The 12261-nt window shown below is 72.7% G+C and carries 13 protein-coding genes; 5 read left to right on the plus strand and 8 right to left on the minus strand.

Annotated features, from left to right (window positions below):
- The first annotated feature begins 149 nt into the window (after positions 1 to 149).
- The gene (locus BKD26_RS28285; RefSeq protein ID WP_084903837.1) at positions 150 to 680 is read left to right on the plus strand and encodes a DUF6328 family protein; all 531 of its coding nucleotides are present in this window, start codon (positions 150 to 152) and stop codon (positions 678 to 680) included.
- On the opposite strand, the gene BKD26_RS28290 is transcribed toward BKD26_RS28285, so the two are convergent.
- Positions 659 to 2224 (minus strand): ATP-dependent DNA ligase, encoded by a 1566-nt coding sequence (locus tag BKD26_RS28290; RefSeq protein WP_084904063.1) that lies wholly within the window; start codon positions 2222 to 2224, stop codon positions 659 to 661. The two genes, BKD26_RS28285 and BKD26_RS28290, sit on opposite strands and share 22 nt — an antisense overlap.
- A gap of 287 nt (positions 2225 to 2511) precedes the next feature.
- Here BKD26_RS28290 and BKD26_RS28295 point away from each other — a divergent pair, with 287 nt between their 5' ends.
- A complete protein-coding gene (locus tag BKD26_RS28295) occupies positions 2512 to 3582 on the plus strand; it encodes a phosphatidylinositol-specific phospholipase C domain-containing protein (RefSeq protein ID WP_084903840.1) in 1071 nt (356 codons plus the stop codon).
- Here BKD26_RS28295 and BKD26_RS28300 read toward each other — a convergent pair.
- The 3 genes from BKD26_RS28300 to BKD26_RS28310 all read right to left on the minus strand — a co-directional run bounded on the left by BKD26_RS28300 (position 3579) and on the right by BKD26_RS28310 (position 5721).
- Positions 3579 to 4460 (minus strand): DUF6397 family protein, encoded by an 882-nt coding sequence (locus tag BKD26_RS28300; RefSeq protein ID WP_084903842.1) that lies wholly within the window; start codon positions 4458 to 4460, stop codon positions 3579 to 3581. The genes BKD26_RS28295 and BKD26_RS28300 overlap by 4 nt on opposite strands.
- Positions 4461 to 4589: 129 nt before the next feature.
- Positions 4590 to 5003, minus strand: a complete 414-nt coding sequence (locus tag BKD26_RS28305; protein WP_084903845.1) for a roadblock/LC7 domain-containing protein — start codon at positions 5001 to 5003, stop codon at positions 4590 to 4592.
- A gap of 127 nt (positions 5004 to 5130) precedes the next feature.
- A complete protein-coding gene (locus BKD26_RS28310) occupies positions 5131 to 5721 on the minus strand; it encodes an ATP/GTP-binding protein (protein ID WP_084903848.1) in 591 nt (196 codons plus the stop codon).
- A gap of 317 nt (positions 5722 to 6038) precedes the next feature.
- Between BKD26_RS28310 and BKD26_RS28315 the strand changes: the two genes are divergently transcribed.
- Complete coding sequence (locus BKD26_RS28315) at positions 6039 to 6707, plus strand: dienelactone hydrolase family protein (protein WP_084903851.1); 669 nt, start codon at positions 6039 to 6041, stop codon at positions 6705 to 6707.
- Positions 6708 to 6709: 2 nt separating this feature from the next.
- On the opposite strand, the gene BKD26_RS28320 is transcribed toward BKD26_RS28315, so the two are convergent.
- The 4 genes from BKD26_RS28320 to BKD26_RS28335 all read right to left on the minus strand — a co-directional run bounded on the left by BKD26_RS28320 (position 6710) and on the right by BKD26_RS28335 (position 10962).
- Positions 6710 to 7123, minus strand: a complete 414-nt coding sequence (locus BKD26_RS28320) for a DUF742 domain-containing protein (RefSeq protein WP_084903854.1) — start codon at positions 7121 to 7123, stop codon at positions 6710 to 6712.
- Positions 7124 to 7136: 13 nt separating this feature from the next.
- Positions 7137 to 7574: a roadblock/LC7 domain-containing protein gene (locus BKD26_RS28325; protein WP_084903856.1), complete on the minus strand. Its 438-nt coding sequence runs from the start codon at positions 7572 to 7574 to the stop codon at positions 7137 to 7139.
- On the minus strand, positions 7571 to 10120 hold the full coding sequence (locus tag BKD26_RS28330) for a nitrate- and nitrite sensing domain-containing protein (protein WP_084903859.1): 2550 nt from the start codon (positions 10118 to 10120) through the stop codon (positions 7571 to 7573). The genes BKD26_RS28325 and BKD26_RS28330 overlap by 4 nt, the downstream gene beginning before the upstream one ends.
- 65 nt (positions 10121 to 10185) lie before the next feature.
- Positions 10186 to 10962, minus strand: coding sequence for an MHYT domain-containing protein (locus tag BKD26_RS28335; protein ID WP_084903862.1), 777 nt, complete (start codon positions 10960 to 10962; stop codon positions 10186 to 10188).
- A 162-nt stretch (positions 10963 to 11124) separates the two neighbouring features.
- On the opposite strand from BKD26_RS28335, the gene BKD26_RS28340 reads away from it, so the two are divergent.
- A complete protein-coding gene (locus BKD26_RS28340; protein WP_084903865.1) occupies positions 11125 to 11724 on the plus strand; it encodes a methyltransferase domain-containing protein in 600 nt (199 codons plus the stop codon).
- 164 nt (positions 11725 to 11888) lie between these two features.
- Positions 11889 to 12224, plus strand: a complete 336-nt coding sequence (locus BKD26_RS28345) for a hypothetical protein (protein WP_241518887.1) — start codon at positions 11889 to 11891, stop codon at positions 12222 to 12224.
- The last annotated feature ends 37 nt before the right edge of the window (positions 12225 to 12261 follow it).

Here is a 12261-nt window from a genome sequence, read left to right on the forward strand (position 1 = left end):
AGCATGGGCGCATCGCGCATCTCGGGTCACGTTCCGTCTGCCCGACACCCGACGAGTTCCTACGGGTGCCGTACGGGCACGGGGCCGGCGGTTGATCCGGATGTCCCGGGTTAGAAGACAAGAGCGGGACGGACTGTGGGAGGAGCACCATGCCTGAGCACGAAGAGCGGGGTACGCCGGGGACCGGCGGCGGGCGGGCGGACACGGCGCGGGGGCGCAACGAGACCCCCGACGAGCGGGCGGACAGACGCTGGGCCGAGCTGATACAGGAGATACGCGTCGCGCAGACGGGTGTGCAGATCCTCTTCGGTTTTCTGCTCACGGTGGTGTTCACGCCGAGGTTCGCGGAGCTGCCGAGCACAGACAAGACGATCTACATCACCACGGTGGCGCTGGGCGCCGCGGCGACCGGGGCCTTGATCGGTCCGGTGTCGTTCCACCGCATCGTCTCTGGGCGGCGCATCAAGCCGCAGGCCGTCGTATGGGCCTCGCGGCTGACCTTCACCGGTCTGGTGCTGCTGCTGGCGACCCTGATCTCGGCGCTGTTCCTGGTGCTGCGGGTCGCCACCCATGACGGGTTCGTGCCGTGGCTGGTCGCGGGGGTGGTGACCTGGTACGTGGTGTGCTGGTTCCTGCTGCCGCTGTGGGCCCGGATCCGCTACACCACCTTGGACGACTGAGCGCCGCCACCTGTGCGGCCGGCGAGGACCGTCTCGATGGTGTCGGCTTCGGAGGCCGGCTTGTCGGGGCGGTGGCGGACCACCCGGGCGAAGCGGAGGGCGACTCCGGCCGGGTAGCGCGGGGAGCGTTGCAGACCGTCGTAGGCGATCTCGACGACGAGCTCGGGGCGGACGCGGACGGTGAAGCCGTCATCCTCGACGGCCAGTTCCCGCAGCCGCTCCGTCTGCCACCGGAGCATGGCGTCGGTCAGGCCCTTGAACGTCTTGCCGAGCATCACGAACGTACCGTCAGCGGCGCGGGCGCCGAGGTGGAGGTTGGAGAGCAGGCCGGTGCGGCGGCCGTGGCCCCACTCGACGGCGAGGACGACGAGGTCGAGGGTGTGCACCGGCTTCACCTTCAGCCACGAGCGGCCACGGCGGCCCGCGCTGTAGGGGGCGTCGAGCGCCTTGACCATGACGCCTTCGTGGCCGCGCCCGAGGGTGTCGGTGAAGAAGGCCTCGGCCGCGTCCGTCTGGGCCGGGTCGCCGGGGTCCTCGACGACAGTGCGACGCACCCGCATGGGTTCGGGTACCAGGCGGGCCAGTGCCGCGTGCCGCTGATGGCCGGGCAGGTCGACGAGGACGGTGCCGTCGGCGGCCAGGACGTCGAAGAAGACCGGTGACACGGGCCGCGCGGCAGCGGCGGTCGCCACGTCGACGCGGGAGCCGACCCGGGACGCGATGTCCTGGAACGGTACGGGCCGGCCGGCCGGGTCGAGGGCGATGACCTCACCGTCGAGGACGAACCGGTCTCCCGGCAGCTCACGCGCGACGGCCGAGATCTCCGGGAGCCGGTCGGTGATGTCGTCGAGCGAACGCGTGTAGAGGCGGACGTCCTCACCCGAGCGGTGCACCTGGACGCGGATGCCGTCGAGCTTCTCCTCGACGACGCACGGGCCGAGGGCGGCGATGGCTTCGGCCACGCTCTTCGCGGTGTGGGCGAGCATGGGGTGCACGGGGCTGCCCACCCGCAGCTGGAACCGCTCCAGCGCGGCCGGGCCCTCGGCGAGCAGCGCCTGGGCGACGCGGGGCAGCGAGCCCTCCAGCATCACGGCCCGGCGTACGTCGGTGGCGGGTGCCGCTGCCGCCTTGGCGACACCCTCGAGGGCGATGGCGTCCAGCGCCCCCTGCCGGACCTCGCCGGTCAGGAGCCGGAGCAGGAACTGCTGCTCGGCGGCGGTCGCGGCGCCCATCAGCTCCCGTACCAGCCGCTGCCGCTCCGCCTGGGCCCCCGGACCGGCGACCCGCGCGAGCTCGGTCAGGGCGGCGTCGGTGTCGGCGACGGTCAGCGTGGCGTCGGCGGCGGGCGGGACGGGCTCCTTGAGAGTGCTCCAGCCGACGCCGATCCGCCCCTGGGGGAGCCGTCCCGCGAGGTACGCGATGACCAGCGGCGCCTCCTGGGGCGAGGTCGCGGAGAAGAGATCGGCCAGGGCGGCGATCTTGCGGGAGCGCGCGGAGGTGGCGGCGACTTGGTGGGAGACCTCCGCGAGTCGGGCCAGCAGCATGCGGCCATGGTGCACGCCCCGCGCGCCCACCGCACGCGGACGGCCGCCGATACCGGCCCGGCGCCCGCCCCACACCGGCGGCGGGCGAGCGGGGTGTCGGCCTCGGGTTCCGGTGCCTGGTACACACAGGTCCAGCCGTGCCCTGCCCGCACCGGCTCCCTCGGCCGCATGGCCGCATGGCGTGTTGGTCGAACAGCCCACACCGGGCCTCCCTTCATTCACTCAACTCCCCTACGCTTCGCTCGACTTGGCGCACGCCAGTACATGTCGGCTGAAGCAGGGGGCTCATGATGAAGTTGCCGCGTACCGCGATGACGGCCGCGTCCGCCGTGTTGGCCGGGGCTCTTTGCCTCGGGGTCACCCCGGGCCAGGCCTGGTCCGCCGATTCCGCGTCCACCGACCCCGGGCAGTCGACCTACTCCGACTCCACCGGGGTCGGCGTCCACAACGCGTACGAGAAGGCCAAGTACCCCTATTTCGCTGACGCGTTGGACTCGGGTGCGGGGATGCTGGAGATAGACGTGTGGACGAACGCGTTCGGCAGATCGTGGCGCGTTTCGCACAGCAACCCCCTCGGTAATGACAACAACTGCGAGAACGCCGCGCACGCCGGCGAGTTGCGCAGCAAGCCCAGGAACCAGGACCTCGGCGGGTGTCTGTCGGACATCCGGGCGTGGCACGACGCCCACCCGGGGCACCGGCCCATCCTGCTCAAGATCGAGTTGAAGGACGGTTTCCAGGCCAGGAACGGCCGGGGTCCCGCCGCGCTGGACGCACTGCTGACCGCCAAGCTGGGCGACGCGCTGTTCCGCCCGGCCGATCTGGCCGGAGGCCGGGCGGACCTCGACACCGCCGTACGGGCGGACGGCTGGCCCACCCGCTCGGCGATGGCGGGGAAGTTCGTGGTCGAACTCATCCCGGGCACCGTCGAGGAGGACAACCCGATGGACACCTTGTGGACCGACCGCGAGTACGCCACGCATCTGAAGAGCCTGGCTGCAGCGGGCCGGCTGCGGGAGGCTGCCGCGTTCCCCGCAGTGCACCATGCCGCCGCGGGCGATCCCCGCACCCGGTACGCGGACGCCGGCATACGCCCCTGGTTCGTCGTCTTCGACGGTGACGCCTCCGCCTACGCGAGCGGCTCCATCGACACCGCGTGGTACGACAGCCGCCACTACCTGGTGGTGATGACGGACGCCCACAACGTGGCACCCGCCATCGACGGCACCAACCCGACCGAGGCGCAGGCCCGGGATCGGGTCACCCTGCTGGCCGGGCGGCACGCCAGCGTCGTGTCGGCCGACTGGTACCCGCTGCCCGCCGTGCTGCCCGCCGTGCTGCCCCGGGGCGGGGCCTAGCCGGCACGCACCGCCCTCCGCCGGCCCAGCCGCAGCCGGGTGAGCAGCCCGGTGCGGCCGGGGCCGCGCTTCGGGGGTTCCGGGGGTCGCGGGCGGTGGCCGGTGTCGTCCGGGCGGGGAGCCGGCCGGAGCGCTCGCGCCTCGTCCAGGGCGAGCGACAGGCTCATCCGGTGCCAGAGGATCTCGTCCGGGTCGTCCGCCAGCAGCAGCCGGTGGACGATGTCCCGCGCGGCGAGGGACTCGGGGCGCGCGTGCGGGGGTTCGGGTCGGAGCCGGTCGAGGTGCGCCCGCTCGTACGGATCGCCGACCACCTCGGCCACCTGGACGGCGGTGAGGAGGGACGCGATGGCCGCCGCGGCCGCCCAGGGGTCCTCGGCCTGGCGCAGCAGGAGTCCGAGACGTCGTGCCCGCCAGTTGCGCGGGCGGGTGTCCTTCCCCGCGTCCAGCTTGGCGCGCACTGATGCCGGCAGTCTGCCGGTGAGCAGCTCCGGGTGCCGTTCGGCGAACTCCCGTACGTCGGCTGCCACATAGAGCCAGACGACGGCCCGATAGCGGTTGAGGTAGAAGGTGACCGGGCTGACGTGTCCGGTCCTGGCCAGTTTGGTGAAACGCTCAGCGGTGATCGAGGCGAGTTCGGCGGCGCTCGCCGTACCCACGGTGCGGACGCGCTCGCGCAGACCGGTGGGAAAGTCCGGCGCGGCACGCAGCCGCTCGATCTCCTCCTCCGCCACCCGGCGTCGCCCTCCGTTGACTCCGGGCACGGTCCGCACGTGGCCCAGTTGGACGGCGAGGTCGATCTCGTTCCTCTTCAGCTCCAGTCGGTGTGCGGCGCGCCCGTAGGCGACGGTGTGTGCTGCGACTGCTTCCCTGACCGTCATGGTGGATCCCCCGTGAAGTTCGATTACGTTGCGTCACGAAGGTAGCGCGGCCGGGGCCACTCGCGTCCGGCCTGTGGAAAACCTCGGCCGGACGCGGGTCGCCGCAGGTCAGCGACGGGTCAACGCCGGTCAGCGGTCCGTGAGCGCCGCACCGCCGGGCTGTCGGGTGGCGACGGCGAGGTGCTCGCCGACCCGGTTGACGAGAAGTGTCATCTCGTAGGCGACCTGGCCGACGTCGGCCTCCGCCGCGCTGAGCACGCACAGGCAGCTGCCCTCACCCGCCGCGGTGACGAAGAGCATCGCGTCGTCGAACTCCACCATCGTCTGGCGTGCCCTGCCCACCTGGAAGTGCCGCCCGGATCCGCGGGCGAGGCTGTGCAGTCCCGAGGAGACGGCGGCGAGGTGCTCCGCGTCCTCCCGTGCAAGCCCCGTGCTCGCGCCGGTGACCAGGCCGTCGTTGGACAGCACCAGCGCGTGCCGGATGTGTTCCACCCGCTGCGTCAGATCGTCCAGGAGCCAATCGAGTCCTTTGTCCAGAGCCATGTCCGGTCCTCCCCGTTTCGCACGTTCCCCGCTGCCTCGTAAGCCTTGCGTACTGACGTGAGCAGGGCAAGCACCCCGTGCGGTGCGAGGGCGACCCCGCCCGGCCCGTCGGCGTAGGACCGCGTGCCTACGAGACCGAGTCGAGCAGTCGGGCGGTGTGCATGCGCCCCGCGTACTCGACGAGTCGTACCAGGACTTCCTTGCCGGAGTCCCGGTCGCGCGCGTCGCACAGGACGACCGGTGTGCCGCGGTCGAGGTCGAGCGCGCGCGACACCTCGTGCGCGCCGTAGGCCCGCGCCCCGGGGAAGCAGTTCACCGCGACGACGAACGGGATGTGGCGGTGCTCGAAGTAGTCGACCGCCGGGAAGCATGCCTCCAGGCGCCGTGTGTCGGCGAGGACGACAGCGCCCAGGGCTCCTTGGGACAGTTCGTCCCACAGGAACCAGAAGCGGTCCTGTCCGGGCGTACCGAAGAGATACAGCGACAGTCCGGAGCGGATGGTGATGCGGCCGAAGTCCATGGCGACAGTCGTGGTGGTCTTCTGGTCCACTCCCCCGGTGTCGTCGACCAGTTGCCCGGCCTCGCTGAGCTGTTCCTCGGTGCGAAGGGGCCGGATTTCGCTGACCGCGCCCACCAGGGTCGTCTTGCCGACCCCGAAACCGCCGGCGACCAGGATCTTGAGAGCGAGGGCGGTGGTGTCGGACCGCTCGGAGGCCATCGATCACTCCTCTCAGGAGTGGGCTCGGGGTCGGCAAAAGGCCGGCACCAGTACATGCGTTCTGGGCGAGGTCAGCAGTATCGCAACCAGGACGCCCGTCCCGGGCAATGCGATCGCTTTTGAGCGATGTGACTGTTGTCGACCCATGCGATGTCCACATGGGTACGCGATTCGACTCCGCGTGGCGACCGCCCGGCGGTGTCGGGCATCCGTCCCGGAGGCATGGGTACCCGATGGCGTGACCGTACGGGGGTCGCGCGGGCGCGGCTTCCGGGCCGACAGGCGCGGCGCAGGACCGAGCACGGGAGGTGGCACCCATGGCAACGGCGTCGGAGGCGGTCTCCATCGGTGTCGGTGAGGTCGGCCTGGCCGGAGACCTGGCTCTGCCTGGCGCGGCTCGCGGTGTGGTGGCCTTCGCCCACGGCAGCGGGAGCTCACGGCACAGCCCCCGTAACCGCGCCGTGGCCGAGGTCCTCCAGGAGGCGGGGCTGGGCACCCTGCTCATGGACCTCCTCACCGGGGACGAGGAGCGCGTGGACATGGTCACCGCCGAGCTGCGGTTCGACGTCCCGCTGCTGGGACGGCGCATGACGGCGGCGGTGGACTGGCTCCAGGACCGGCCGGACACCGGCGAGCTGCCGGTGGGGCTGTTCGGTGCCAGTACGGGCGCGGCCGCGGCACTCGTGGCGGCCGCCGAAAGGCCGGAGCGGGTCCGTGCCGTGGTGTCGCGCGGTGGCCGCCCGGATCTCGCGGGCGCCGCACTCGCCGGCGTACGGGCGCCCGTACTGCTGATCGTCGGCGGCCATGACCAGGAGGTGCTGCGGCTGAACGAAGAGGCGGCGCGGCACCTGACCGCCCTGTGCACGCTCCGTGTGATTCCGGGAGCCACCCATCTCTTCGAGGAGCCCGGGACGCTGGAGCAGGCCGCGGGCGCCGCGCGGGACTGGTTCCTCCGCATGAGCCCGGAGAGCGGGCCGGACGCATGATCCTATAGGGCTCTCAGACCGTCGATCACCTCCCGCAGGATCTGTTCGTCCGGCAGCTGCGCGGGCGGAACGGGCCGGCTGACCCGTACGTGACCGGCTTCGAGGAGGTCGCCGAGGAGGACGCGCACGACGCCGACGGGCAGGTCGGCGTCGGCGGCCAGTTCGGCCACGGACTGTGTCTCGCAACGGCACAGGGAGAGAAGGGCACGGTGTTCGGGGCCGAGGAGGGACTCCTCGGCGGCGCCGTGCGGGCTGTCGTCGACGACGACGAGGGCGATGAGGTCGAACCGTACGTTGCTCGGACCGGGCTTGGTACGGCCTCCGGTCATCGCGTACGGGCGGACGAGGGGCCCAGCGTCGGCGTCGTACCAGTGGGCGCCGCGCACCTGCGGGCCGGTGCCGCTGTCCTCGGTCATGGCGTGTCTCCGGTCAGTCGGCGGAGGACGGGGTGGTGGTGACGCGCGGCGGGGTGCGCAGGTGTTCACCCACACGTTTGACCAGGCGGGCCATCTCGTACGCGATCAGGCCGATGTCGGCGTTCGCCGCGCTCAGTACGGCCAGACACGAGCCGTCGCCGGCGGCGGCCACGAACAGGAACGCCTCGTCCATCTCGACCATTGTCTGGCGTACGCCGCCTGCCTTGAAGTGGCGGCCCGTGCCCTTGGCGAGGCTGTGGAAACCGGACGCGACGGCAGCCAGGTGTTCGGCGTCCTCGCGGGTGAGCGCACTGGAGGAGCCGACGGCGAGGCCGTCGTTGGACAGGACGACGGCGTGGCGCACGTCCCGTACGCGCGAGGCGAGATCGTCCAGGAGCCAGTCCAGTTCGCCGGACGGGTGGTGGGGGGCGATCCTCTCGTGCTCGATCATCCTTCGTCTCCTTCGCCGGTACGGGTACGGGTGTGGGCGCGTGGGGCGGGGGCGGTGCCGGGCGCGGCGGCGCCGCGGGTCCAGCCGTCGTGGTAGGCCGTCATACGGGCCCTGACCTGTTCGGGGGTGCGTCCGGAGGGCTCGTCGGCGGCCGGGTCCCGGTCGGGGCCCGGGGCCGGGTCCCGGCGCGCCGTGGGCGCCTCGCGCAGCTGCGGGACGAGGTGTGCCTGGCGTACGCGGCGGGGCAGGCCTCCCTGGTCGCCGCCCGGGGCGGGGCCGGGGGCGGGGCCCGAGGAGGTGGGGCCGGGGGCGGGGTCGACGGCTGGGGGCGCGGCCGGGGCGGGTGGCGGGCGCAGCGTGGTGACGGCCGCGGGCGGGGGCCCCTCGTGGTGGGTGGGGAGGACCGTACGGGCGGTCACGTCCGCGGGGACGCGCGGGGGCCTGCCGTATGCGGGCGGTGGTGTGGGGGCGGACGGGGCCGGGGCCTCGGCGCGGCCGGCCGGGAGGGCGTTTTGCAGCAGCGCGGTGGGCAGCAGGACCACGGCTGTCGTGCCTCCGTAGGGGGAGGTGCGCAGATGGACCTTGATGTCGTGGCGTGCGGAGAGCCTGCTGACCACGAACAGGCCGAGGCGGTCGCTGTCGAAGAGGTCCAGTGCCTCGGAGTGCTCGATGCGGCGGTTGGCCTGTTCCAGGGCCTCCTTGCCCATGCCCAGGCCGCGGTCCTCGATCTCCAGGGCGTAGCCGTTGCCGACGGGTTCGCCGGTGACGCGGACCTTGGTGTGCGGCGGGGAGAACTGGGCGGCGTTCTCGACGAGTTCGGCGAGGAGGTGGGTGAGGTCCGCGACGGCGGTCCCGATGATCGCCGTCTCGGGGAGTTGCCGTACCTCCACGCGCGCGTAGTCCTCGATTTCGGAGACCGCCGCCCGTACGACGTTGGTCAGTGGCACGGGGGTGCGCCATGCCCGGCCCGGGGCAGCGCCGGAGAGGATGATGAGGCTCTCCGCGTGTCTGCGCATCCGGGTCGTCAGGTGGTCGAGCCGGAAGAGGTCGCCGAGCTCGGCCGGGTCGTCCACGCGGCGTTCCATGCTGTCGAGGAGGTTCAGCTGCCGGTGGACCAGGACTTGGCTGCGGCGGGCGAGGTTGACGAAGACTCCGGAGATGCCGCGGCTGAGTTCGGCGCGTTCGACGGCCGCGCTGAGCGCTGCCCGGTGCACGGTGCCGAGGGCTTCGCCGACTTGGCCGATCTCGTCGTGGGCGGTTCGTCCCGGCGGGGCTTCGGCGTGGATGTCGAGCTCTTCACCGGCGCGCAGCCGCCGCATGGCGTGCGGGAGTTTGCGGCGGGCGATCTCCAGGGCGGTGTTGCGGAGGGTGACGAGTTCGACGACGAGGGCGCGGCCGATGCGTACGGAGATGACGAGGGAGGCGGCCACCGCGGCGAGGCCCAGGAGGACGGCCGCGCCGGAGGGGGTCAGGAGGCCGCCGGCGAAGGGCTCGGCGCGGTCGGCGGCGCTCCGGCGGGCGTCGGTCTCCAGGGCGGCCAGTGCGTCCCGTACGGCGGTGTGGTCCCGGTCCCAGGCGGTGGCGGGAACGGCGGTGGCTGCCCGGCGCCCCGCCGGGGCGGCGGCGACCGCGTTCTCGGCGTCCGTGAGCTGCCGGTACGCGCGCTGTACGGAGAGCCGGTGCCAGGCGTCGCGTCCGGGGCCGGGCAGGTCGGCGGTCGCGGATTGGAGGAGGGTACGGCGGGTCTCGGCGGCGCCGGTGAACAGCCGCAGCCGCTGGGCGGTGAGGTTGTCGGTGAGGTGGGCGGAGGTCAGCAGGGCGTCCTCGCGGGCGAGCATCTCACCGGCGCGGGACAGTTCGAGGAGCACGCGCGCGTGGGAGCCGGTTGTGGCGTCCTGGATGCCGGTGAGGGCGCCGCTCACCTCGAAGCCCGCCGTGATGGTGGCGGTGTACTGCGTGTAGACGGTGTCCCACTGTGCCGTGCGGGCGAGGGCGGCTTTACGGAGGGTGGTCAGCCGCTGGACCTGGTCGGTGAACTTCCGTATTCGGGCGGCCACTTCGGCCGGCAGGTCGCCTCCGTCCGCGACGGTGTGCCGGTCGTCCAGGCGGAGCTTCGCGACGGCGGCGTCCGTGCGCCGGGCCTGCTGCTGGAGTTCCGCGGCGGTCGCGGCGGTCCCGGTGCCGGGCGCGGCCACCTGACGTACGGCGGCGCGGCGTTCGGCCTGCAGGGACGTGACAGCGACGGCCACCGGCTCGCGTATCCGGTCGTCCACGCGGTTCAGTTCGCGCAGCCGTGCCACGTCCTGCGCGGTGGTGACGGTGGCGAAGCCCCACAGGGCCAGGAGGGACACGACGGGCACCATCAGCAACGAGATGATCTTGGCGCGTACGGTTCTGGGCCGCAGGTGCCGCCGGTTTTGGCGTGGTGCGCGTGGTGCGTGTGGTGCTCGTGGTGCGTGCGCTGCCGGTGCCGTGGCCGGTGGGCCGGCGTGTGCCCGCCTCCCGGGGCGGGCCGTAGGGCCGTGGGTGGTACGGGGGGTTGGCATGGCCTCCTCGTTCCGGGTGCGGGCTGGTGGGGGGCGTCGCCCTTGCGGGGCTTTGGAAGGGGCGCTCAGGAGGCGGCCGCCGGTTCGGTGGGCCGTTCGGCCGAGGCGTAGTCGGCGCGCTCCCGGGCCGTCGGGGAGAGCGCCACGAACGCGGAGGTGAGGAAGAGGTACGACCCGAGGCCGACGGCGAGGGGGAAGATGAACTGCATCGCCGTGGCCCCGGGCAGCTCGCCCGCGGACGGGACGACATCGACCCGGACGGCGAGCATGCCGGTGTAGTGCATGCTGCTGACGGCGGCGCCCATGACGAGGGACGCGACGGTGACCGCGCGGGGCGATGTGATGTTGAGGGCCGCCCACAGGGCGGCGGTTGCGGCCACGACCGCGATGACGACGGACAGCGCGACCAGGAGCGGGTCGTAACCCACCGTCCCGTTCAGGCGCAGGGCGGCCATGCCCAGGTAGTGCATGCTGGCCACGCCGAGGCCCGTGGTGAACCCGCCGAGCAGCAGTGCCCGCACGCGGTCCCGGCCGTATCCGACGGCGAACACCCCGCCGCCGACGACGAGCATGGCGACGAGCAGGCTGAAGAGGGTCAGCGGCACGTCGTAGCGGATGTCGGTGCCGGTGACGCCGAAGCCGAGCATGGCGACGAAGTGCATCGTCCAGATGCCGGTACCGATGGCGGAGGCGGCGGTGAGCAGCCAGTTGCGGCGGGAGGCTCCGGTCGCTTCGAGCGCTCGTACGGTGCAGCGCAGCCCGAGGGCGGCGCCGATGCAGGCCATCGCGTACGACAGCACGGGGGTCAGCCAGCCGAAGGTGGCGTGGTCCAGGTGTCCCATGGCTCAGGGACGCTAGACCGGCAGGGGGCGCACACGAGGGGCGCGTTTCGAAAGCAGACGGAATATGACAGGGAGAGGTTCCTGAACGATCGCTCCGCGCGCGCGTCACGCTCGGACATGTGCACCGTATGGTCGGCGACGTCAGTGAGGGATCATGTCCGTATGGCCGACGACCACACACATGTGCAGGACTTCTTCACGGCCCGCGCGGCGGACTGGGACGCGCGGTTCCCCGGCGACGGGCCGGCGTACGCCGCGGCCGTCGCGGAGATGGGGCTGCGCCCGGGCGACGCCGTGCTCGACGCGGGCTGCGGGACCGGCCGCGCGCTGCCGCCCCTGCGCGAGGCCGTGGGGCCGCGGGGGACGGTCATCGGTGCGGACCTGACGCCGGCGATGCTGGCAGCCGCGGTACGGGCCGGGCGGGACGGCAGCGGGGCGCTGCTGCTCGCCGACGTGGGGCGGCTCCCGCTGCGCGACGGGGCGCTGGACGCGGTCTTCGGGGCGGGGCTCGTCTCGCACCCGGCCCGGCCGGCCGAGGACCTGCGGGAGCTGGCCCGGGTCGTACGACCGGGTGGCCGGCTGGCGCTGTTCCATCCGGTGGGCCGAGCGGCGCTGGCCGCCCGCCATGGACGCCGGCTCACCGACGATGACCTGCGCGCGGAGCCGAACCTGCGCCCGCTGCTGGCGGGTTCGGGCTGGCACATGGTCTCGTACGCCGACGAGGACGACCGTTTTCTCGCCCTCGCCGTACGTCAGGACTGACGCGTCGAGCGCACGTCCTCGAACATCACGTCGTCGCGCGCGTCCATGAACATCCGGCGCACCCTCGCCCACCCCTTCTGCGGTCGCGGGTCCGACTCTACGTTGGAGGTCCAGAGTCGGAAGACCGGCGGTGAGCGCCGCCGCGCAGGGGGAAGGTGGGCTCGGTGTTCAGCAGACTCCGCACGTTCTTCAGCTCCTTCACGTCCTTGTTCGGGTCCGGCGGAAGTCGCTCGGCATCGGAGCGGGAGGACGGCACCGGCTCCGCAGGGCGGCACAGCGGCCGTCAGCACAACATCTTCGAGGCGGCCGCGGCGTACGTGGCGGCGTGCGCGGACGACGACCAGGAGGCGATCGACGAGGCGGAAGGCTGGGTGTCGCCCGAAGCCCTGTCGTTCGGGGTGAGCGAACTGGCCTGCCGGGCCGTCATCGCCCTCGCCCGGGAGCGGGACGAGTCCCCGCAGACCGTCGCCCGTGGCCTTCTCGGCCTGCCGGCGGCATGACGTCGTCGTGGTCGGGGGCGGCCGGGCCCTCGACGAC

Source organism: Streptomyces sp. CB03238 (assembly GCF_002099185.1).
Classification (GTDB): domain Bacteria; phylum Actinomycetota; class Actinomycetes; order Streptomycetales; family Streptomycetaceae; genus Streptomyces.

Bases quoted from the DNA above. Each gene is read 5' to 3' on its own strand.
- BKD26_RS28285 (WP_084903837.1), top strand. From the start codon at position 150: ATGCCTGAGCACGAAGAGCGGGGTACGCCGGGGACCGGCGGCGGGCGG.
- BKD26_RS28290 (WP_084904063.1), bottom strand. From the start codon at position 2,224: ATGCTGCTGGCCCGACTCGCGGAGGTCTCCCACCAAGTCGCCGCCACC.
- BKD26_RS28295 (WP_084903840.1), top strand. From the start codon at position 2,512: ATGATGAAGTTGCCGCGTACCGCGATGACGGCCGCGTCCGCCGTGTTG.
- BKD26_RS28300 (WP_084903842.1), bottom strand. From the start codon at position 4,460: ATGACGGTCAGGGAAGCAGTCGCAGCACACACCGTCGCCTACGGGCGC.
- BKD26_RS28305 (WP_084903845.1), bottom strand. From the start codon at position 5,003: ATGGCTCTGGACAAAGGACTCGATTGGCTCCTGGACGATCTGACGCAG.
- BKD26_RS28310 (WP_084903848.1), bottom strand. From the start codon at position 5,721: ATGGCCTCCGAGCGGTCCGACACCACCGCCCTCGCTCTCAAGATCCTG.
- BKD26_RS28315 (WP_084903851.1), top strand. From the start codon at position 6,039: ATGGCAACGGCGTCGGAGGCGGTCTCCATCGGTGTCGGTGAGGTCGGC.
- BKD26_RS28320 (WP_084903854.1), bottom strand. From the start codon at position 7,123: ATGACCGAGGACAGCGGCACCGGCCCGCAGGTGCGCGGCGCCCACTGG.
- BKD26_RS28325 (WP_084903856.1), bottom strand. From the start codon at position 7,574: ATGATCGAGCACGAGAGGATCGCCCCCCACCACCCGTCCGGCGAACTG.
- BKD26_RS28330 (WP_084903859.1), bottom strand. From the start codon at position 10,120: ATGCCAACCCCCCGTACCACCCACGGCCCTACGGCCCGCCCCGGGAGG.
- BKD26_RS28335 (WP_084903862.1), bottom strand. From the start codon at position 10,962: ATGGGACACCTGGACCACGCCACCTTCGGCTGGCTGACCCCCGTGCTG.
- BKD26_RS28340 (WP_084903865.1), top strand. From the start codon at position 11,125: ATGGCCGACGACCACACACATGTGCAGGACTTCTTCACGGCCCGCGCG.